A 20,443-nucleotide genomic window follows, 5' to 3' on the forward strand; every position below is an offset into this window, starting at 1 on the left:
CAGCGAGTTATACAAATAGGGTCTGCTTTAAATTAACTGCATATTTACTGATTGAAAACCTTTTTAAATAGGACATTCTTGCTTTTTTCTTCATTTTTGATTTTTCTGCCTCTCCCAGGCCCGTCCAGGTATTCAGTAAAGAAATAACTCCTGTCAGAGAATCAGGTGCTACTATACCTCCCCCAAAATGTTTTATCTCCCTCCAGATATTTACTTGATCTGAGATCAGTACCGGTTTTCCGCAGGCCAATGCTTCTACCACCGCTATTCCAAAATTTTCTTGGTGACTTGGTAGTATAAAAGCTTCACATCCATAAAAAGCGCCCCATTTTTCCTCATCTACCAGCATTCCAGGAATATATATATCGGAAGCTGTCCGTGGGTTAGATTTAATTAATTCTCTTATTTTATGACCATAATGCGTATTTATTCCTGGTCCCGCTAATACCAGTTTGGGTAGTTTTCTGTTTAGTGCCAGTTGCTGATAGGCTTTTATCAATATATCCACCCCTTTTTTTTCATGGATTCTACTGAGAAACAGCAGGTATGGTTCTCCTTTTAGACCTGGACATTTGGTAAAAAATGCATCAGTAAGGGCATAATGTTCTGAAGGTGGTTCCTCAATTCCATATCCTACGTTAATTTCAATTTTAGGATGATAGGATTTATAGGTGATCCGTGCCAGCATCAATTCTTCCTGGCAGGTAAACAATACGCCGTCAGCATCATTAACGGAAAAAGCTTCTATAATATTCCAATAAACCCATTTTCTTAGGGCTTTAATAACTTTTCCGTTGGATTTTAACGAATAGGGATCCAACATCCCGTGAGGCATAATATAGATTTTGGGTATATTATCTGCCCCGGTTTTCTTTAGCTGGATGATCGCTTTATGTACGGCATAACTGTGAAACTGCCATAAACCATGTATAATGACTACATCATAAAGATATAAATGCTGCATCAGCCATGGGATCAAGTAGGGATTATATGACCATGGGCTCCATACTGGTTTGAATGCATGTATGGTGAATTTGTCATTTTTTAAAAAATATGATTTGGGATCGTCTAGACAAAGTACTTCATTGGATACACCTATTTTTTTTAATTCTGGTATAGCGTTTCTTATACCTTGGCAGGGACCGCCCTTGATGGGGTCCATACTAGAGATAACCCGTAATATTCTCATGTATCAAAATCGATGGTTCAAACTATTAATGGGTGTTTTCCATGTGAAAGGGAGACGCTTTTAGATTTGTAAATTTAACTTATTTATATCATGAGGGTGGTATTTGTCCATTTTATATTTGTTATAAACAAAATCCCTGAAGGTGTTTGGCTTTGATTTCGCCCAATAGGCTATTTTTTCTCCCATTAGGAATACCTCCTAGTGTGTGAAAGCGGTTTTTTCCGTGTACCATTATATTAAAGCTAGCGGGGAAAAGATTTGGATTTTATAGCCCATTCTGCCACCCTTTTGCCAAGACCCTCTGCTTTCTTCAAAAATAATTCATGAACAGGCTTGCCTAAAAAATCCCCTTCTCCGGTGATGGCAGAAGCCCCAAAAGCGGCCTCAGTCTCTTCACCACCTATGACCACCATCCCATGAATCAGCATGCTCTGCAGGATATTGAGCATCACGATTTCCTCCCCTATAGAAAAGCCGCCCCCTGTAGTAAATGCTGCGCCGACCTTGTTTTTGAACGGCCTTCCTTCAAATGGCCAGACATTGATGAATTCAAGGACGGGAGGGGCCACATTGGCATTATAAACCGGTGATCCTAAGATAATGGCATCTGCCTGTAATAGTTCTGCCTCAGTGATATCTTTGATGTCTAGGAGTATCACTTCCACTTCTTTGCTCGCAGCTCCTTTTGCTACTGCCTCTGCCATCTCCTGGGTTTTTCCGGTAGGGCTATAATATGCCACTAGGACAATAGGTGTAGACTGGCCCTTTATAATTTGGGAATAGGATAGAAGGATCAGTACAAATAAAACTTTTAGGGTGTTTTTCATACACTTGAAGATAGTGGGAAGATGGAACTTTGACAAGGTACGATAATCCTTTGAGGCCATATTCATTAAAATATGAATGGAGGCTGGTACTCATCATCATCTGATTTCAATTTTTATCCCTTGAAGACCTATATCATTGGTGGACGACGAGCGATTTATTATATTTTATTTTAGCATTTATGAATATTGTAATATATTAGCTAAATCATGCTTAATCGATTTTGCATGCTAATAATGGGTGGGGTTAATTCTTGGCTCTAATATTTAGGTTTAAAAAATTTTACCGTGTGTGAGGCCAAAGCGTAAAGAAACCATGAAATAACAGTAGGGAAAGCATTCCCTACCATGGGATAGTATAGGTGCAAAGGTTTGTTTGAGCTATTTTAAAATTACTTATTTTTAAAGGCTAGCAGCATTGTTTTAAAATTTGAGATTAAATACGTACATACAAATAAAATGATTCTAAAGTATACATTCATAGGCTTAGTATTTCTTATAGGTTTATTTACCAATGCCGCTGGTCAGCAGACAGGCCTTCCTTATCAGGATAAGACACTCGACACTGATACGCGCATCAATGATCTGATAGGTCGAATGACTTTGGAAGAAAAAGTGGGGCAGCTGTCTACTTTGTTGGGCTGGGAGATGTATGATAACAGTGGGGACTTGGCGACCTACAGCGAGGTATTGGAAAAGGCTGTCCGGGAAAGGCATATAGGCTCTCTATGGGCTACCTTACGGGCAGACCCCTGGACGCAAAAGACCCTGGCTAACGGCCTGGACCCAGAACAGGCAGCCCATGCTACCAATGCTATCCAGGAATTTGTCATCAACCATACAAGGCTGGGCATTCCCTTGATCTTAGCTGAAGAGGCGCCCCATGGACATATGGCCATAGGAGCCACGGTGTTTCCTACATCTATCGGACAGTCAAGCACCTGGAATCCGGAGTTGATCCGAGAAATGGCCAAAGTAATCGCCAAAGAAACACGCCTGCAGGGTGGCCATATCGGCTATGGTCCTGTACTGGACCTGGCAAGGGAGCCCCGATGGTCCAGAGTGGAAGAGACATACGGAGAGGATCCTTATCTTAACAGCCGTATGGGTATTGCCATGGTCACGGGCTTTCAGGGAAGTGATCTTATGTCGGGTGAAAACGTAGCTTCTACCCTGAAGCATTTTGCCGCTTATGGTGTGCCGGAAGGCGGCCACAATGGTTTTGGTCTTAGTGTAGGCTTGCGGGAACTTCACCAAAGTTACTTCCCTCCCTTTAGAGCAGCTATCCTTGCAGGGGCCAAATCCATCATGACCTCTTATAATTCTATAGATGGTATTCCCAGTACGGCAAATCCTTACCTATTCCGCAAAGTATTACGGGAGGACTGGGGATTTAAAGGTTTTGTAGTGTCGGACCTGGGCAGCATCAGCGGTCTGAGAGGCAGCCATCGGGTGGCCGGTTCGGGAGAAGAAGCAGCTAGTTTGGCCATACGTGCAGGTGTGGATGCCGACCTGGGCGGAAATGGTTTTGACCGTAACCTTATAGCTGCCGTGAAAAAAGGATGGGTAGGTTCAGCTATGCTCGATGAAGCGGTAGCCAATGTCTTAAGGTTAAAGTTTGAAATGGGGCTATTTGAGAATCCCTTCGTTGATCCAGAAAAAGCCAAAAGGGAGGTTCGAAAACCGGAACATGTGCAGCTGGCCAGACAGGTTGCCCAGGCTTCTATTACTTTGCTTAAAAATGAGGGAAACCTTCTACCTTTAAACAAGGATATCCGCAAGGTAGCAGTCATCGGCCCTAATGCGCACAATATTTATAACCAACTCGGCGATTACACTGCTCCCCAGCCTGAAAGTAATGTGGTGACTGTACTGGAAGGGCTACAACAGAAATTAGGAGTGGACAGGGTGGAATACGTAAAAGGAGTGGCGATCAGAGATACCACCGAGCAGGATATAGAGGCTGCTGTAGCTGCAGCAAGAGCTGCAGAAGTGGCTGTAGTGGTATTGGGGGGCAGCAGTGCCAGAGATTTTTCCATCCAGCATGAGGATACCGGGGCGGCACGGGTCAGCCAGTCAGAAAATGAGATCGTCAGTGATATGGAGAGCGGTGAAGGCTATGACCGGATGTCACTGGACCTAATGGGGCATCAATTGAAACTGTTACAGGCCATACAGGCTACCGGTACTCCTGTGGTTTTAGTGTTGATCAAAGGCAGGCCCCTTTTACTCAACTGGCCCGCTGGACATATCCCTTCTATCCTGGAGGCTTGGTATCCTGGGCAGGAAGGTGGCAATGCGATCGCAGATGTGCTGTTCGGAGACTATAATCCCGCAGGACGTTTACCTGTTTCCGTACCGCTTTCAGTGGGGCAGCTTCCGGTATATTATAATTATAAGGTTCCCTCGAAACACGATTATGTGGAAGCCAGCGCTGAACCATTGTATGCTTTTGGCCATGGACTAAGTTATACGACCTTTGACTATCAAGATCTTCAGGTAGAAGTCAAAGGTAATGCCCAAGATCCGGCCGTATCTGTACAGTTCACTGTTACCAACTCAGGGCAGATGGAAGGTGATGAAGTGGTGCAGCTTTATATCCGCGATTTGGTGAGTTCTACTGTCAGTCCGGTGAAGCAGCTGGTAAGGTTTGAGCGGGCTTCCATTCCAGTAGGGGAATCGAAAATCTTCTCCTTTATATTGGGCAAAGAAGATCTGCAGTTAATGGATATGGAAATGAACTGGGTGGTAGAACCAGGTGATTTTGAACTTATGGTAGGAGCCTCATCGAGGGATATCAGATTGAAAGAAAAGTTTGAATTAAGGTAAATCTAGTATGGTAATCAATACGGCATTCTGATAAGCCTCCGATAGCGAGTTGATGGGGCAGCAGATAGGGGATATCCTATCTGCATGACGAAAGCCTGCCCTGATAATAAAAGCAATAATAAAATCATGATAAAAATAAAATTGGAAATTTGCACTGGTTTAATGGCTGGGATGATGCTTTTGGGCGCATGTCAGGAAAATGCCGCTACAGGCGATAGGGATGTCCCTACCGGTTCACTTACGGATTATGTAGATCCCTTTATAGGGTCAGGCTTTCACGGCCATGTCTTTGTGGGGGCCAATGTACCCTTCGGCGCGGTACAACTGGGTCCGGTAAACATTACCAAAGGCTGGGATTGGTGCTCAGGATACCACTATTCAGATTCCACCATCATTGGTTTTTCCCATACCCACCTGAGCGGGACGGGCATCGGTGATTTAGGTGATATCCTGGTGATGCCAGCCATAGGCAGAGTAAATATTCAAAAGGGTGAAGCAGAAAAGCCTGAGACAGGTTATTTTTCCTACTTTTCACATGATAGGGAAAAAGCCAAAGCTGGCTATTATAGCGTTCATTTGGATCGATATGACATAGAAGCTGAAATGACCACTACAGAAAGGACAGGATTTCACCGTTATTCATTTCCTGCATCCCAAGAGGCCCAGCTGATATTCGATCTGGAAGAAGGGATTGCGGATAGGTCCACAGAGACTTATGTGGAGGCTTTGGACGAACAGACGATAGTGGGGTACCGGTACTCTGCAGGATGGGCCAGAAACCAAAAAGTCTATTTTGCCGCTAAATTTTCAAAACCTTTTTCCTCCTTTGATACCCATGAGGATGGACAGGTAGTAAAGGGGAACAGCCGCAAAGGTAAAAAAGTGAAAGCAGTCGCTTATTTTGAAACTGAAGAAGGAGAGCAAATACTTTTGAAAGTGGGTATTTCCCCGGTAAGCTATGAAAATGCTATCAAAAATTTGGAGGCTGAGCTAGACCATTGGGATTTTGACCGGGTGGTGGCAGAGGCCAATAATAAATGGGAAAAGGAACTGAGTCGGATTCAGGTAGATTTCACCGAACCGGAGCAGATGAGGACTTTCTATACTGCCCTTTATCATACGATGATCGCACCGTCCATTTTCAATGATGTGAACGGGGCCTACCGTGGTGCGGATGGGGAAGTGTATGAGGACGATAGTTTTACCAACTACACGACATTTTCCCTCTGGGATACCTATCGGGCCGCACACCCGCTTTATACCATCACCCAGAGGGAGAGGGCAGCGGATATGGTTCAGACCATGCTCAATATTTTTGACCAACAGGGAAAACTGCCCGTCTGGCACCTAATGGGAAACGAAACCAATACCATGGTAGGCTACAGTGCCGTTCCAGTACTGGTGGATGCGTACCTTAAAGGAATCCCTCTGGACAAAAACAGAGTATATGAGGCCATTAAAGCTACTGCTATGCGTGATGAGGGCGGATTGAAGTCTCTCAAGAATCTGGGTTACATACCAGCCGATGAAGATGTGGAAACTGTGGCCAGTGGATTGGAATATGCCTTGGCTGACTGGAGCATAGCCCAGATGGCCAAAGATATGGGCAAGGAGGACGATTATCTTTATTTCATGAATAGAGCAGACAATTACAAAAACTATTTTGACCAAAACACGGGCTTTATGAGGGGAAGGATAGGGGAAAATGAATGGAGAACCCCTTTCAGTCCTTTGGTGTCCCGGCATATGAAAGATGATTTCTGTGAAGGAAATGCCTGGCAGTATACCTGGCTGGTGCCCCATGATGTAGAAGGGCTGATGGAGTTGCTGGGCGGTGAGGAGGCTTTTATCAGCAAGCTGGATAGCCTGTTTATAGTAGAAGGCGATATGGGGGAGGAAGCTTCCAGTGATATTACCGGCCTGATCGGCCAATATGCCCACGGCAATGAACCCAGTCACCATATCACTTATCTTTATGCCTATGCGGGACAGCCGTACAAAACAGCTGAAAAAACCCGCCAAATCATGAGTACCCTCTATTCAGACCAAATAGACGGCCTGAGCGGCAATGAAGACGTGGGACAGATGTCTGCCTGGTATGTGCTTTCTGCTCTGGGCTTCTATCCGGTCAACCCGGCCAACGGTACCTATGTCTTTGGAAGTCCCTTGGTGAACAGTGCCAAAATCAATCTGGAAAACAACAGGACTTTTGAGATTCTGGTCCAGAATAACAGCCCTCAAAACATATACGTACAGGAAATGAACTTGAACGGAAATCCTTATACCAAAAATTACTTTCATCATGCCGATCTGATGAAAGGGGGTAAGCTTGAGATTGTGATGGGACCTGAACCCTCCACCCGATGGGGGGTAGAGGTGGCAGACCGCGCGCGGTCAGTAATTCAATAAGACAAAAAATCTGCCTATGGGCATATACCATATTAGATGATGATACAGGATTTCCACTTTCAGTTGCCAAATGTTTCCAAAGTTGTTTTAATGGCATCCATGTTATTCACCCTGTCTTGCCAGGAGGCAATAGTTGCGCCCGAAGCGGAGACACCTGTACCTTCTCAGCGCCAACTTATCTGGCAGGAGATGGAGTTTTACGGATTTGTGCATTTCAGTATCAATACCTTTACTGATATGGAATGGGGACTCGGAGATGAAAGTCCAGACCGGTTTAACCCTACCGAACTGGATACCCGTCAATGGGTCCGTGAAATGGCCGATGCCGGCATGAGGGGAGTCATCATCACGGCCAAACACCATGACGGGTTCTGCCTGTGGCCCTCCAGATATACCGAGCACTCAGTGAAAAACTCCCCTTGGAAAAATGGGGAAGGAGATGTCATCAGAGAACTGGCAGATGCATGTGAGGAGTACGGGCTTAAATTAGGGGTATATTATTCTCCTTGGGACCGACACCATGCCGACTACGGCAAACCTGAATACATTACTTATATGCGTCTGCAGTTAGAGGAACTTTTGACCAACTATGGAGATATATTCGAAGTATGGTTTGATGGGGCCAATGGCGGTACCGGGTATTATGGGGGTGCCAACGAGGAAAGGAGAGTGGATAAGAAATCGTATTATGATTGGGAAAATACCTTTGCGCTGGTAAGAAAACTGCAGCCGGATGCCGTCATATTCGGAGACGCCGGCCCGGATGTACGATGGGTAGGGAATGAAGAGGGGCATGCCTATCCCACTACCTGGTCTAACTTATTGAGAGATTCCGTCTATGCCGGTATGCCGGAGTATGGCGATAAATATGCCAAAGGTCAAGAGAACGGTACCCATTGGGTTCCGGCAGAGGCAGATGTATCCATCAGGCCTGGCTGGTATTATCATGCCTATGAAGACCACAAAGTCAAAAGCCTAAGCCAACTGATGGATATCTACTATAAAAGTATCGGTAGGAACAGTTCCCTGCTCCTTAATTTTCCCGTGGACAAAAGGGGGCTCATACACGAAAATGATGTAATGGCCCTTAGGAAAATGGCCTCCAAGATTAAAGAGGATTTTGCAGTCGACCTTATCGCCGGGAAAAGCGCCACAGCTTCCACCGACAGAGGCGCGGGTTATCAGGCCGGCAATGTGCTGGATGGTCAGGGAGGTAACTATTGGGCAGCCCCTGCAGATAGCCGGCAAGGCAGTATAGAAGTGGATTTTGATGGTGAACTGACATTTAACCGGCTATGGATTCAGGAATATATACCACTCGGCCAAAGGGTGAAAAAATTTACCGTGGAGGTAAAACAGGATGGCCAATGGACGGAAATCGCTGCCGAAACCACCATCGGTTTTAAGAGGTTGCTGAGGTTGGAGGATACCAAAGGAACATCCCTGAGGCTAAATATATTGGATGCTAAATCCTCTCCCCTGATTTCCAGTCTGCGTATGTTCCATGCCCCTAAAATGATGGAGGCCCCCGTCATCAGTAGAGATGTACAAGGGATGGTCAGCATCAATTCCCCAGAAGAAGGTCTGGTTATATTTTATACATCCGACGGTACTACGCCCGGCCAGAACAGTCAGCGCTATATGGCCCCTTTCCAACCTGAATATCCCGCTCTGATTAAAGCCATCACCTTTGATGAGGTACAGGGCCGATCCAGTGATGCGGGTAGCCAGTATTTTGATATGCCGAAAGGAGATTGGAAAGTTCTGGAAGCAGGTACTGAAGGAAACAAGGCCATAGATGAAAACATAAATACCCATTATAGCAGTCAGGACGATAGGCTTACCCTAGATCTGGGGCAGGCATTACAGCTGATGGGCTTTACTTATACCCCTATGCAGCAACGCTATCTCTCCGGTGTGATAAAAGAATACCGCTTTTATACCAGTAGGGACAGCATAAATTGGGAGCTGGTGGCAGAAGGAGAATTTGGGAACATAGAGAACAGCCCTATTCTCCAAAGGATAACATTGGACAGAAAGGTGAATGCGCGATATATCCGCCTGGAATCCAAGAGGACTACTGATGGAAAAAATGCATCTTTTGCAGAAGTTGGGGTCATTACGGAATAGGGTGATAGGCTATGTTTGAAAAGCATTGATGTATTGATCAGAATTTTTTAGATTTTTCCAATTATGGATTATCTCTATATATTATATGATTAAGCTGACAGCCTTTTACTTATACCAGGTTTAGTAAATATGTTTCCATTGTGCAGTTGGTGAATTTTGAAAGTTAAAGTTTAAAATTAAAAAAATTTTTCCGCTATTTTAGGGCGCAATTTTAATCGCCATGAATAGGATTTTCCTCAGCACACTGCTAGTGCTCATCTCTTTAAGCGTATTTCACCTTCGAGCCCAAAGTCTAGATTTTACCCATCAATTTGTTTACGCATTTGACCCTTCTGAAATAGCTTTGGAGCGGTATGAAATAGATCATATTTCCGAGCGGATTTTTGATTTTAAGGGGCATCATTTAGACTCTATGTTATATTTATCTGAAAAGATATTGCTTGGGAGCAGGGCCATATCCTACAATAAGGGAATGGCCAACAGCTATTCCTATATAGGCGTTTATCATTACCAAAAAGGGAATTATACCCAGGCCGTCAAATACTATATCAGGGCTCAGGAATTATGGATGCAGGAAAAGGATAATAACAAGGTAGCAAGTTTGAGCAATAACATCGGATTGGTATATGAACAGCTGGAAGATATAACCAATTCGCTATATTATCACCAGCTTGCTATCGACCAGAGTGATGGACAGCAGAGTCCTATAGTTTTGGCAAATTTTTACCTTAACTATGCCAATGTTAAAAACCTACATACTAATATTTATGACGCATTGCCTTATTATTATAAAGCTATCGCCATGCTGCAAGCTGAAAAAAATATAGATGACCTGGCCAATGTCTACTTAAATTTAGGAAATACATTTGGTAGGCATGGAATGATCGATTCGGTTAAGGTATACTTTGATAAAGGGCTGCACCTGGCACGGAAAGGAAAGGATTATACCAATTTGGCTTACGCACTGACGAGTCAGATTAGATTCTATACCTATACAGAGGATTATAGTGAAGCACTGAAATACGCAAATGAATCTTTGGAAGCAGCCAATATATCAAAATCTACCCAAACAAAAGCTGATGCCCTTTTTGCTATATCTGATCTATATGAATTGCTTGGAGATTATAAAGAATCGCTTTCAGCTGCCCGACAGTATCAGGCCGTGGTAGATACACTGAATAAGCAAACACACAACCTTGAAATTGCCCGGATAGAAGCATCTTCTTTGTTTGAAAAAGAAAAGCTACTACTGGACAAGCAAATAGTGGATCAAGAAACGTTGGCGTTTCGCCGATTGTTTATAATTTCTATATTGATCGTATTTATTTGTTTATTATTCCTAACCGCTTACTTTATCTACAGAAACGGCCGTAAGGCTCGCAAAGCCAATTTGCTTCTGATAAGAAAAAACAAAGAAATAGAGGTTCTGGCTGCCCAATCTGCCGAACTGAGTGCCCACCAGCAGATAATATTTAAAATTCTGGGTCATGATCTCAAAGGCCCGGTCCTTTCACTTGCTACTGTGACTGAAATGGCCAGTAATGACTATTTTAGTTTGGAAGAGTTGAAAGCACTTCTTCCCCGTCTCAGTGTTCAAGCTAAACAACTCAATGTATCCTTGGAGAACCTACTTCACTGGGCCATGAATCAGATGACAGGAGAAAGGTGGGAGCCTGCATATGTAAACCTTACCGGCCATGTACAGGAATGTATTGATTTTTTGGACACTGCCATAAGAGAAAAATCCATTTCTGTACATTTACATCTGGAGAACTTTCCTAACCTCTATGCGGACCCTTATATGATGATGATTGGCATCAGAAATGTAATCGCAAATGCTATTAAATTTACACCAGAAGGAGAAATAATTTCAATTTCCAGTAGCAAAAAAGATGATATGATGGGGTTGATGATATTCAATCCTGGCAAAGAGATAAGCCCAGAAATCTTGAGGAAAATTAACGATGGCTTAATTGTCTCCGAATCACAAAGGGGAACAGGTCTAGGCCTGATGCTGACCCGGAAATACATGCTGAAAAACAAGGGAAGAATGGAGGTAAGGAATATTACTGGTGAGGGTGTGGAAGTAGGTTTATTTTTGCCTTTGCAATAGAATCAAATAATTAAAAGCAATCATGATGCAGTACAAAGCGGTAATTTTTGATATGGATGGTGTATTAGTGGACTCTGAGATTTTTTGGAAAATGGCGGAGAAAGAAGTTTTCAGCGCTTTGGGGGTAAAGGTGACTGAAGCACTTGCGCTGAAAACTCAGAAAATGACTACTAGTCAAGTCACTAAGTTTTGGTATGACTATCATCCCTGGCAAGATGTAAGTTTTGAAGAGGTAGAAAACAGGGTGATATCCCATGTTATCGAATTGATAGAATCAGAATGCTGTCAGATCAGTGGGATAGAGGATGTTATGGGCAAATTAAAATTAGAAGGTTATAAAATAGGTATAGCCACCAATTCACCCAGAAGAATAATCCCCACTGTACTGCAAAAGCTGAACGTATCGGAATTGGTGGATGTGGTTTCAGCTGCTGAATGCGTGACGGAAGGTAAGCCTAATCCTGCTATTTATTTAAAGACAGCGGCAGAACTTGACCTTATGCCCTTTCAGTGCCTGGCCATAGAAGATTCCTATTCAGGTATGAAGGCAGCAAAAGGTGCCGGTATGGCCGTAGTGGCCTTTACCAATGGTAATACAGAACTAACATTTGATATAGCCGATTATCACTTAACTGATTTTAACTGTTTTAACATGTCTTCATTTCTGTAACATGAACCCTTAAAGGCAGTTTTAGAAGTAAAAGTATTAGCCACTAGCTGATAGATACCTGCACTAGAATCTAAGGGATTGAAATGAGTTTTCATAATTAATTTATGAAAATAAACTGTTTGCACCCTTTTTATTACGGTTATTTGTGTAATTTAAAGAGGATAAGGTGTTAGTCATAAACTATATGTGTATTCCGCCTAACCCTAACACGATTTGCTATAATCATAGCATAAATGATATCAATATTTATGTCAGAAAAGAGAGACTTGACCGATAGTACCAAAGGGATATATGATCAGATTGCAAAAGACAATGATTATTATCGATCCATTATTGAAAATAATTCATTCTATATCATAAAAACCGACCTGAATGGGAATTATACTTACATGAATCCTTTCTTCTGTAAGATGTTAAGTATAAGGGAAGAGGACTATCTGGGCAAAGAATCATTGAGCCTTATCATGCCTGTAGACCATGAGGTTTGTAAAGAAACAGTCATAAAATGTTTTGAAGATCCTGAAAAGTCCCATTGGGTAATTCTCCGAAAACCAGTGCCTAATGGAGTGCTTTCCACTCAGTGGGAATTTAAAGTGTTAATGGATGATGAGGGCCAGCCTGCGGAGATTTTATGTATAGGCCATGACATCACCCCTCTGATCATCAAACAGGAAGAACTGCAGAGCTTGGTAGAAGTTACAGCCGAACAGAATAAAAGGCTGGTGAACTTCACTTATATCATTTCCCATAATATAAGGTCCCACGTCGCCAATATTATAGGCATCATAGATTTGGGAAATGAAGAAGACATAGAAAACAGTAAAGAAATGTGGTCCATTCTTCAGGAGACCGCAGGCAATCTCGATGAAACACTTCATAATCTTAATAGCATAATAGCCATCCAATCACAGACCAATTTACCTTTAAGCTATTTTAACATACAGCATGAGATAAATAGGATAGTGAAAAGTATCCAAATACTGGTCACAGAAGCCAATACTACCATCCACTATGATTTTGATAAAAAAGCGCAGTTGTACACTAACCCCGCCTATTTTGAAAGTATCATTTTAAATTTGCTGACCAATGCTTTAAAATACAAATCTCCTGACCGTCCTTTATCCATTGATATAGGATGGGATGAGCAGGAAAAGTACACCGTCCTCTCTTTTAAGGACAATGGGATCGGTATTGACGTGGAAAGGTACAAAGATGAATTGTTTGGAATGTACAAGATTTTTCACGGCAATAAAAATGCCCGGGGCCTCGGTTTATATATCATCAAAACACAGATCGAAGCCATGAGAGGAAGGATAGAAGTGGAAAGTGAAGTAGGAGAAAACACCACGTTTAAATTATTTTTTTTAAATAACCCATAGCATTTTATTAAATGATTTCAGTATGCATTTTGTAAAGGTGGTTTTCCGGATAAACGGATTGCCTCAGGTAAGTAGGATAATTATATCAGTACTGTTGGCAAGCATGAACATGCTATTAATCCACAGTACTATGGCACAGCAGACGAAAAAGGAGCCCTTTAACCTTGTAAACATTGGAGGGGTTAATGTCTATGGCCAATCCGTTGATGACCAGACACGGTGTGTTCATTGGCATTCGGATCTCGATATTATTGCCATTAAGTTTAAGTGCTGTAATAGGTATTATCCCTGTTTTTCATGTCATGAAGAAGAAACTGACCATGAACATCAGGTTTGGCCCAGGTCGGAGTTTGACCAAAATGCGATTTTATGCGGGGTTTGCCGCAAAGAGCTGAGCATAGAAGATTATATGGCATCAGGTAATATCTGCCCACATTGTACCTCCCATTTTAATCCGGGATGCAGTAATCATTATTATTTATATTTTGAGGTCAATGATCATATGAAATAACATTCATATAATATATTATATAGTTTTTATAGCTTAATGGTTCTTATGATGAAAAGGACCTTTCCATGGGTTTTTGCCATATGCCTTTTCATTTATCACTTGATGCCATTTATTCCTGCCTCCTCCTATTAAAAATTATGGTCAGCTTCAGGTTTTTTTTTATAATGAATGGGGTAATTTATAAGGTAGGCTTAATTTATGTTGGGTACACCATTTATAAACTTTAGATTTTCAAAACAGTTAATTTATATGTTGAACATTTTTAATCACAAAAACTATAAAAAATGAGTCCTATAGACCCACCTCAGATTTACAGTGTAGTTCCCATCATTTTGCCACCTGATCAGTTGTTTGGGCCACTTTTCCATGATGTCCAGATGAACCATGTGTTTCCGGATTCCATTACTTTTGCAGACTGTTTCCCCAAGCGATCTCCCGAGGAGATTTTAAGCCTCTATGAAATCGAGAAACATAAAAAGGATTTTGATCTTAAAGATTTTGTTTCGGAATATTTTGAAATCCCCTCTCCGATCAAAACCGAATACGAAAGCAACCAGCAATTGCCTGTAACCGAGCACATCAGTAAATTATGGCCTTTATTGACCCGTACTTCTCAGACAAATTGTTCCATGCTGCCAGTTCCGAAATCTTATGTAGTGCCCGGGGGAAGGTTTAGAGGTCTATATTATTGGGACAGTTATTTTACAATGTTGGGCCTCCAATCCGCCGGTGAGCATGAACTGATAAGGGACATGGTGGATAATTTTGCCCATTTAATTGATACCTATGGACATATTCCCAATGCTAACCGCAGTTATTATTTGACACGTTCACAGCCGCCGTTTTTTGCCCTGATGATACGGCTGTTAGCCGATATTGATGGGACAGATGTATATGCCAAGTATCTCCCTCATATGCAAAAAGAATATAACTACTGGATGGATGGGTATTTTCGGCTTTCTGATAAGGAAACCAGTTTTCGTAGGGTCTTACTCATGCCTGATGGAAGTATCCTAAACCGGTATTGGGATGACCTCCCTGCTCCCCGTCCTGAGTCCTATGTCGAAGATGTGGAAATGGCCCATAAATCAGCTGCTTTTGGTGTCGAGCCAGGTAAACTTTACAGACACATCAGGGCTGCATGTGAATCTGGCTGGGACTTTACCTGCCGTTGGTTTAGAGAACCATCTAAAATGGAAACCATTCACACTACTGATATTATCCCCGTAGACCTTAATTGCCTGCTATATGACCTAGAAATGACTTTGTCTGAAGCATATAAACATAGCTCTTTCACTGAACCGTCTACCTATTTCCACCAAAAGGCAGAGAAGCGCAAAAAAGCGATGATGGATAATCTGTGGAATGAAGACCATAAATTTTTCATGGATTATGATTCAGAATCAAATAAATCTACCAAAATTCTTTCACTGGCAGGGGTATATCCGCTTTTCTTTAAAATGGCTACCAAAGCACAAGCTGAAGAGGTTCATAAACACATTACCGAGGGTTTTTTACATAAAGGTGGAGTGGTATCTTCGCTTCCTGAAAGTGGTCAGCAGTGGGATTTTCCCAACGGATGGGCTCCTATGCAATACATAACATATGTAGCCTTACGTAATTATGGTTATGATGATACAGCCAAAGAGTTGAAAAACAGATGGATAACCCTAAATGATGATGTTTTTAAAGAAACTGGTAAGATGATGGAAAAATATAATGTGGTAAACCCAGATTCACCTGCCGGGGGGGGTGAATATCCCAACCAGGATGGATTTGGCTGGACCAATGCCATTTATCTCTGGCTAAAAAATAATGAGTAATATATAGATGTAAGTCCTTTCAGAATAGAAGCATGCTCTGCATAAGCCCTATGATGAAATGTCAGTTATAATTGTACTATTCTCTATTTGGAGAAGTAGACATGCCATAGACATTCATTAATAAGCTTGTGCAGAGTATTATGTTTTTGCTAGTACTGGTGCTCCTTTTCAAGAGAACCTTTCATTATAATCTTTCGATGCTCTATTCCCCAATCGGCCAGGCTGTCTATTACGGGGAGCAATTTTTTTCCGTATTCAGTGAGTTCATATTGGACAGTAAAAGGCCTGGTATCCATCACTTTTCTTTCAATAAGCAGGTTGGTTTCCATTTCCTTAAGCTCTCTGCTCAGCATTTTGCCAGATATATTGTCTATATTTTCCAACAGTTCGGAATATCTTCTTGCTCCATAACACAGGGATGCGATGATATGCATTTTCCATTTGCCCCCCATGATGTACATGGCATCGGAGATAGCCATTATTTTTACTTTACATTGGGGAATACTGACTTCGTTATTTTCCATCATAGGTTACCATGTTACTTTTTTGTCACTGTTACTTTTTGAAACTTGGTGACAAAAATACGTATAAAATGCTGAAATTTGTAACATCATAAAAAACTTATTCTAATGGATCTAATTGAAGTAATGAACTGGCGATATGCTGTAAAAAAATTCAGTAAAGTAAAAGTAACGGAAGAAAAAATAAATCGGATCATTGATGCAGTGGCACTATCAGCATCATCTACTGGTCTGCAACCTTACAGGATCATCTTGATTAAAAACAAAGCGATCAGAGAAGAACTGGCCAAAGATTCTTTTAACAAACAGATTGCCGAATCTTCCCATCTAATGGTTTTTGCGGCATTTGATAGCATCACCAAAGAAAGAATACAAGACTTAATCAAGCTTATGGCTGAAACGAGGGGAGTGGCTGAAGCAGATTTAGCTGATTATAAGCACTCACTTGAAGGGGGATTACTGTCACGTACAGATGAAGATAATTTTATTTGGTCGTCCAGACAGGCGTATATTGCTCTTGGTACGGCTTTGATAGCCGCGGCTAATTTGCAGGTAGACACCACACCAATGGAGGGTTTCAATAATGAGAAATTGGATGAGCTTTTAAATCTAAAAGAAGCGGGATTAAAAAGTGTAGTCCTTTTATCATTGGGATACCGGGATGCCGAAAACGATTTTCTTGTGAATCAAAAGAAAGTTAGGTTGCCTAAATCAGAACTGGTTAGGGAAATTGTTTGATCAATGTTAATTGTTAATCCAAAGTGTTTTAGGCTTTGGATTAACAATTTCTGCTAATTACATATAAATTGGAAATATTATTTGTCGGATTAGGACTAATTTGGTCCCTATTTTTTTTCATGCATATTTATAGGCTGTTATGATAGCCGGGAGACCATATACCCAGTTTTAAGCAAATGGGCATCATCGATATTTTATCGAATAAGTTGGGACCGGCTATTCCTACTCTTGGCACACAGTAAATAATGCCCTTAAACTTTATGATAAACTGATGTAATTTACTACAGTTTTAACTACCTCTTTTGACTTTAAGTTGTGGCCCAAACCTTCAGTAGGGATCAAAACTGCTTTATTCCATGCCGCTGAAAGTTCCAATGCATTATGGAAGGGAGTATCCGGATCATCTTTATCATGAATGATCAAGCCGGGGATATCCAGGTTTTTGGCCATAGCAGCTAAAGAAATGTCCTCTATTTTATGCCGGACCTGCATCTGAAATTCATTGGTCACATTCTCTATGGTGTGTTTCTTCAGTTGCAATATGGAAGTATAAAAGGCAAAAAGTTCCGCTGCCCGGCTGGGCGATGCCATGGTTACCAGTTTTTCGATACCTTGAATTTGATAATAGGCAAGAGCATAATGCACCGATAAGCTTCCAATAGAATGGGCTACCACAGCATGAAATCCATGGTACTTCTCCACCAACAGGCTTATTAGGAAAGCATTCATGGGAACGTGAAACTGGTTGCCCTCACTTTGGCCATGGCCGGGAGCATCAAAGGCAATAAGGGTATATTCATCTTTGTCTATTGGCTCTATGTACTGTTTCCAGTGGTAACTGTGGCTTTGCCAGCCGTGGACAAAAAGTATTTTTTTAGGTCCATGTCCCCATTTGTATAGTTTAACATTGATGCTATTGAAATTGAAATCCTCGCTTTCCGAGGTGCTGAAGAATTCTAGGTGTTGCCTTCTAAACCCTGTCCGCATGGGCCTACAAAATAATCTGAACCCTGCCTGACCTCCTATTTTGGGACTGATACTATTGAGGGTGTTAAGGTAGAGGCCAAGAGATTGATATATAAATTGTTTCATAATCTTTAAGATGTGATACCGATCGGTATCATATAGGCTAAAATTTTTTTAAATGCTGATATGTTTAATCTTCTCTTCCAAATCTTCAATCACCCATATCAAATCTTTAGGATTATTGCGTATTTTGCATAGCAATACCCCTCCTTCTAAAGTAGCTAAAAACACGGATGCAAACTTTTCTATTGGCACATCTTCGCGGATCTGTTTATAGGTGATCCCCTTTTGGAGGATATGTTCTACCGAGGACTGGAGGGTATCCACTAAAATTCGTACATGCTTATTGAGCTGAGGTTTGGTATCATCCGTTTCTACACCTGTATTCAGTATAGGGCATCCGCCTTCTATAATAGGCTTTAATAGATAGGTCTGGAAAAATTTGGATATTGCCAATAATTTTTCAGGTGCATTCTTTCCCCCCTTAATCTTCTCCCTAAATTTAACCTTCATTTGCTCTGCCATATATAGGAATGCGCTTTCTTCTAAGTCTTCCTTATCAGTAAAATGCCTATAGATTGCTCCCTTTGTAAACCCTGTCGCTTTTGTAATATCGCTCAATGAGGTAGCCTTAAATCCTTGGGTATTAAATAGTACAGCAGATTTGCTGATTATCATTTCTTTTGTCAATTCGGGATTACGCATACACAAAGATACCGATTGGTATCTTAATTACAAGGTTTTTCTCTTTTTTAGTTTAGCTAAATGCTTTGGAAGTATATATGGCATAAAAACATGACCTGCCGAGCATTAAAATATATGGCAATAAACCTATTGATCCTTTAGGCAGCTATAGTTCCTTCTTCTATGTAAAAAGGGGCGTATAGGGCAAATTGTTGCCGCTGAATGATAGGGCCGGAAGAACAATTAAGGGCATTCCTATTTAAATGCTTGTTCGGTCATGCCATTATTGACCATACTACCAGCGATGTTCCCTGCTGACACAGCATTGGCAACAGCACGTAGGGGGCTGGCATTGTCACCGCAGGCAAATACACCTTCCACGGTGGTCCTCTGAAACATATCTACCTTGATAAGTCCCTGTTCATTCAATTCACATCCCAACTGCTCTGGGATGCCGCAGTGCTGCTCAAAGGATGGGCGGGAATAAATGGCCTTTAGCCCAAATGTGGACTGATCTGCAAAAATAATTTCCTCCATATAGCCATTTTGATGGTTTATGGAAGATATTTCCTTTTCTACTATCTCAATATGATGTTTTCGGATTTTCTCAGTTTCCTCCTGAGTTAAGGTCGATTTCCCATTGGTAAATATGGTTAGGTCATTTGTCCAATTCCTTATGAGTTGGGCATAATGGAAAGCAACATTACCGTTGGCCAAAATCCCTGTTTTCTCGTGCTTTACTTCGTACCCATGGCAATATGGGCAATGGATTACAGAGATGCCCCAACATGCTGCAAACCCTGCTATATCAGGCATTATATCTTTTATGCCAGTGGCAAAAATTAATTTTTTGGCTGTGAAGATATTCTTGGTATCTGTAGTTATTTGAAACCCGGAAGCGGTTTTGGTACCTGCTGTAGCAAGACCATTGTAAAACCTTACCGTATCATATTTTCCAACCTGCTGTTTGGCTAGCGTGGAAATTTCTTTTGGGGTTTTTCCGTCCTGTGTTATGAAGTTATGCGAATGAGGAGTCTGTAGGTTACATGGTTTTCCACTGTCGATAATTAAAACATTCCTCAATGCCCTGCCCAATGACATTCCAGCGGAAAGTCCAGCATAACTTCCTCCTATAATAATAACATCAAAATGATCCCGATCTCTCATACGATTTTGTTTTGATAAAATGCTAAATGATAAAGGCAAAGAAAATGCTGTCAAAGCCAGCCCTCCCTGTTTTATGATTTCTCTCCTAGTCATACTGCTCAGACTTTCCGTAAAGATACTACTTTTAATTTAAATGCAATTAAGTTGCATTTATAAATTTAATGTTGTTTAGCAATGCGTTAAGTCGTGAGTATATTTACATTGATTTTGCCATGGTTTACTGATGGCTTGAGGGGCAAAGATTTGATCACGAGTAAAAAGCCATTCAAAAAATCTTAATAGATACGATTATCTATCAGGATTTTTGAATGGCTAACTGCCGATGGAGCGGTATCGGAAGCTCGACTTTTGAATGCTGGAAACTTTGTTTCCAAAGGTGTATTCATGGGTTGATATTACGATTTTCTTAACATCTAACCCATATTCAAAG

The 20,443-nt window shown here is 41.6% G+C and carries 15 protein-coding genes; 9 read left to right on the forward strand and 6 right to left on the reverse strand.

Going from position 1 to position 20,443, the window contains the following annotated elements; translation table 11 throughout:
- Positions 1 to 7: 7 nt before the first annotated feature.
- Together EL17_RS01895 and EL17_RS01900 are read right to left on the reverse strand one after the other, a co-directional pair.
- Positions 8 to 1,162, reverse strand: a complete 1,155-nt coding sequence (locus tag EL17_RS01895) for a glycosyltransferase (protein WP_240485915.1) — start codon at positions 1,160 to 1,162, stop codon at positions 8 to 10.
- Positions 1,163 to 1,431: 269 nt separating this feature from the next.
- A complete protein-coding gene (locus tag EL17_RS01900) occupies positions 1,432 to 2,016 on the reverse strand; it encodes a flavodoxin family protein (RefSeq protein ID WP_035069324.1) in 585 nt (194 codons plus the stop codon).
- 456 nt (positions 2,017 to 2,472) lie between these two features.
- Between EL17_RS01900 and EL17_RS01905 the strand changes: the two genes are divergently transcribed.
- From EL17_RS01905 to treF, 8 genes are all read left to right on the forward strand, one after another.
- Entirely contained in the window at positions 2,473 to 4,842 is a 2,370-nt protein-coding gene (locus EL17_RS01905; protein WP_035069327.1) for a glycoside hydrolase family 3 N-terminal domain-containing protein, read from the forward strand.
- Between the two features lie 126 nt (positions 4,843 to 4,968).
- Entirely contained in the window at positions 4,969 to 7,251 is a 2,283-nt protein-coding gene (locus EL17_RS01910) for a GH92 family glycosyl hydrolase (protein WP_084166088.1), read from the forward strand.
- A gap of 39 nt (positions 7,252 to 7,290) precedes the next feature.
- Positions 7,291 to 9,381 carry an alpha-L-fucosidase gene (locus tag EL17_RS01915; RefSeq protein ID WP_035069330.1) on the forward strand — a complete coding sequence of 697 codons (2,091 nt, stop codon included), beginning with the start codon at positions 7,291 to 7,293 and terminating at the stop codon, positions 9,379 to 9,381.
- A 220-nt stretch (positions 9,382 to 9,601) separates the two neighbouring features.
- A complete protein-coding gene (locus EL17_RS01920; protein ID WP_035069333.1) occupies positions 9,602 to 11,494 on the forward strand; it encodes a tetratricopeptide repeat-containing sensor histidine kinase in 1,893 nt (630 codons plus the stop codon).
- 22 nt (positions 11,495 to 11,516) lie between these two features.
- Positions 11,517 to 12,164: a hexitol phosphatase HxpB gene (gene hxpB, locus EL17_RS01925; RefSeq protein WP_051719732.1), complete on the forward strand. Its 648-nt coding sequence runs from the start codon at positions 11,517 to 11,519 to the stop codon at positions 12,162 to 12,164.
- A gap of 233 nt (positions 12,165 to 12,397) precedes the next feature.
- The gene (locus tag EL17_RS22445; RefSeq protein WP_084166082.1) at positions 12,398 to 13,543 is read left to right on the forward strand and encodes a PAS domain-containing sensor histidine kinase; all 1,146 of its coding nucleotides are present in this window, start codon (positions 12,398 to 12,400) and stop codon (positions 13,541 to 13,543) included.
- Positions 13,544 to 13,565: 22 nt separating this feature from the next.
- Positions 13,566 to 14,054 carry a CHY zinc finger protein gene (locus EL17_RS01935; RefSeq protein WP_240485917.1) on the forward strand — a complete coding sequence of 163 codons (489 nt, stop codon included), beginning with the start codon at positions 13,566 to 13,568 and terminating at the stop codon, positions 14,052 to 14,054.
- A gap of 284 nt (positions 14,055 to 14,338) precedes the next feature.
- Positions 14,339 to 15,877, forward strand: a complete 1,539-nt coding sequence (gene treF, locus EL17_RS01940; protein ID WP_051719734.1) for an alpha,alpha-trehalase TreF — start codon at positions 14,339 to 14,341, stop codon at positions 15,875 to 15,877.
- Positions 15,878 to 16,026: 149 nt separating this feature from the next.
- Here treF and EL17_RS01945 read toward each other — a convergent pair whose 3' ends face one another.
- The gene (locus EL17_RS01945) at positions 16,027 to 16,404 is read right to left on the reverse strand and encodes a winged helix-turn-helix transcriptional regulator (protein ID WP_205623518.1); all 378 of its coding nucleotides are present in this window, start codon (positions 16,402 to 16,404) and stop codon (positions 16,027 to 16,029) included.
- Positions 16,405 to 16,506: 102 nt separating this feature from the next.
- Between EL17_RS01945 and EL17_RS01950 the strand changes: the two genes are divergently transcribed.
- The gene (locus EL17_RS01950) at positions 16,507 to 17,136 is read left to right on the forward strand and encodes an NAD(P)H-dependent oxidoreductase (RefSeq protein WP_035069339.1); all 630 of its coding nucleotides are present in this window, start codon (positions 16,507 to 16,509) and stop codon (positions 17,134 to 17,136) included.
- A 258-nt stretch (positions 17,137 to 17,394) separates the two neighbouring features.
- On the opposite strand, the gene EL17_RS01955 is transcribed toward EL17_RS01950, so the two are convergent.
- The 3 genes from EL17_RS01955 to EL17_RS01965 form a co-directional block, all read right to left on the reverse strand.
- Positions 17,395 to 18,228, reverse strand: coding sequence for an alpha/beta fold hydrolase (locus tag EL17_RS01955; RefSeq protein WP_035069343.1), 834 nt, complete (start codon positions 18,226 to 18,228; stop codon positions 17,395 to 17,397).
- Between the two features lie 48 nt (positions 18,229 to 18,276).
- Positions 18,277 to 18,840 carry a TetR/AcrR family transcriptional regulator gene (locus EL17_RS01960; RefSeq protein ID WP_164674905.1) on the reverse strand — a complete coding sequence of 188 codons (564 nt, stop codon included), beginning with the start codon at positions 18,838 to 18,840 and terminating at the stop codon, positions 18,277 to 18,279.
- Between the two features lie 261 nt (positions 18,841 to 19,101).
- Positions 19,102 to 20,013, reverse strand: a complete 912-nt coding sequence (locus EL17_RS01965) for an NAD(P)/FAD-dependent oxidoreductase (RefSeq protein ID WP_035069461.1) — start codon at positions 20,011 to 20,013, stop codon at positions 19,102 to 19,104.
- Positions 20,014 to 20,443 lie beyond the last annotated feature (430 nt).

Source organism: Anditalea andensis (assembly GCF_000714815.1).
GTDB classification, from domain to species: domain Bacteria; phylum Bacteroidota; class Bacteroidia; order Cytophagales; family Cyclobacteriaceae; genus Anditalea; species Anditalea andensis.

What these genes read in the sequence shown, in the direction of transcription:
- EL17_RS22445 (WP_084166082.1), top strand. Translation starts at nt 12,398, where the DNA reads ATGATATCAATATTTATGTCAGAAAAGAGAGACTTGACCGATAGTACC.
- EL17_RS01960 (WP_164674905.1), bottom strand. Translation starts at nt 18,840, where the DNA reads ATGATAATCAGCAAATCTGCTGTACTATTTAATACCCAAGGATTTAAG.
- EL17_RS01910 (WP_084166088.1), top strand. Translation starts at nt 4,969, where the DNA reads ATGATAAAAATAAAATTGGAAATTTGCACTGGTTTAATGGCTGGGATG.
- treF (WP_051719734.1), top strand. Translation starts at nt 14,339, where the DNA reads ATGAGTCCTATAGACCCACCTCAGATTTACAGTGTAGTTCCCATCATT.
- EL17_RS01905 (WP_035069327.1), top strand. Translation starts at nt 2,473, where the DNA reads ATGATTCTAAAGTATACATTCATAGGCTTAGTATTTCTTATAGGTTTA.
- EL17_RS01935 (WP_240485917.1), top strand. Translation starts at nt 13,566, where the DNA reads ATGCATTTTGTAAAGGTGGTTTTCCGGATAAACGGATTGCCTCAGGTA.
- hxpB (WP_051719732.1), top strand. Translation starts at nt 11,517, where the DNA reads ATGATGCAGTACAAAGCGGTAATTTTTGATATGGATGGTGTATTAGTG.
- EL17_RS01920 (WP_035069333.1), top strand. Translation starts at nt 9,602, where the DNA reads ATGAATAGGATTTTCCTCAGCACACTGCTAGTGCTCATCTCTTTAAGC.
- EL17_RS01915 (WP_035069330.1), top strand. Translation starts at nt 7,291, where the DNA reads ATGATACAGGATTTCCACTTTCAGTTGCCAAATGTTTCCAAAGTTGTT.
- EL17_RS01900 (WP_035069324.1), bottom strand. Translation starts at nt 2,016, where the DNA reads ATGAAAAACACCCTAAAAGTTTTATTTGTACTGATCCTTCTATCCTAT.
- EL17_RS01955 (WP_035069343.1), bottom strand. Translation starts at nt 18,228, where the DNA reads ATGAAACAATTTATATATCAATCTCTTGGCCTCTACCTTAACACCCTC.
- EL17_RS01965 (WP_035069461.1), bottom strand. Translation starts at nt 20,013, where the DNA reads ATGAGAGATCGGGATCATTTTGATGTTATTATTATAGGAGGAAGTTAT.
- EL17_RS01945 (WP_205623518.1), bottom strand. Translation starts at nt 16,404, where the DNA reads ATGATGGAAAATAACGAAGTCAGTATTCCCCAATGTAAAGTAAAAATA.
- EL17_RS01950 (WP_035069339.1), top strand. Translation starts at nt 16,507, where the DNA reads ATGGATCTAATTGAAGTAATGAACTGGCGATATGCTGTAAAAAAATTC.
- EL17_RS01895 (WP_240485915.1), bottom strand. Translation starts at nt 1,162, where the DNA reads ATGGACCCCATCAAGGGCGGTCCCTGCCAAGGTATAAGAAACGCTATA.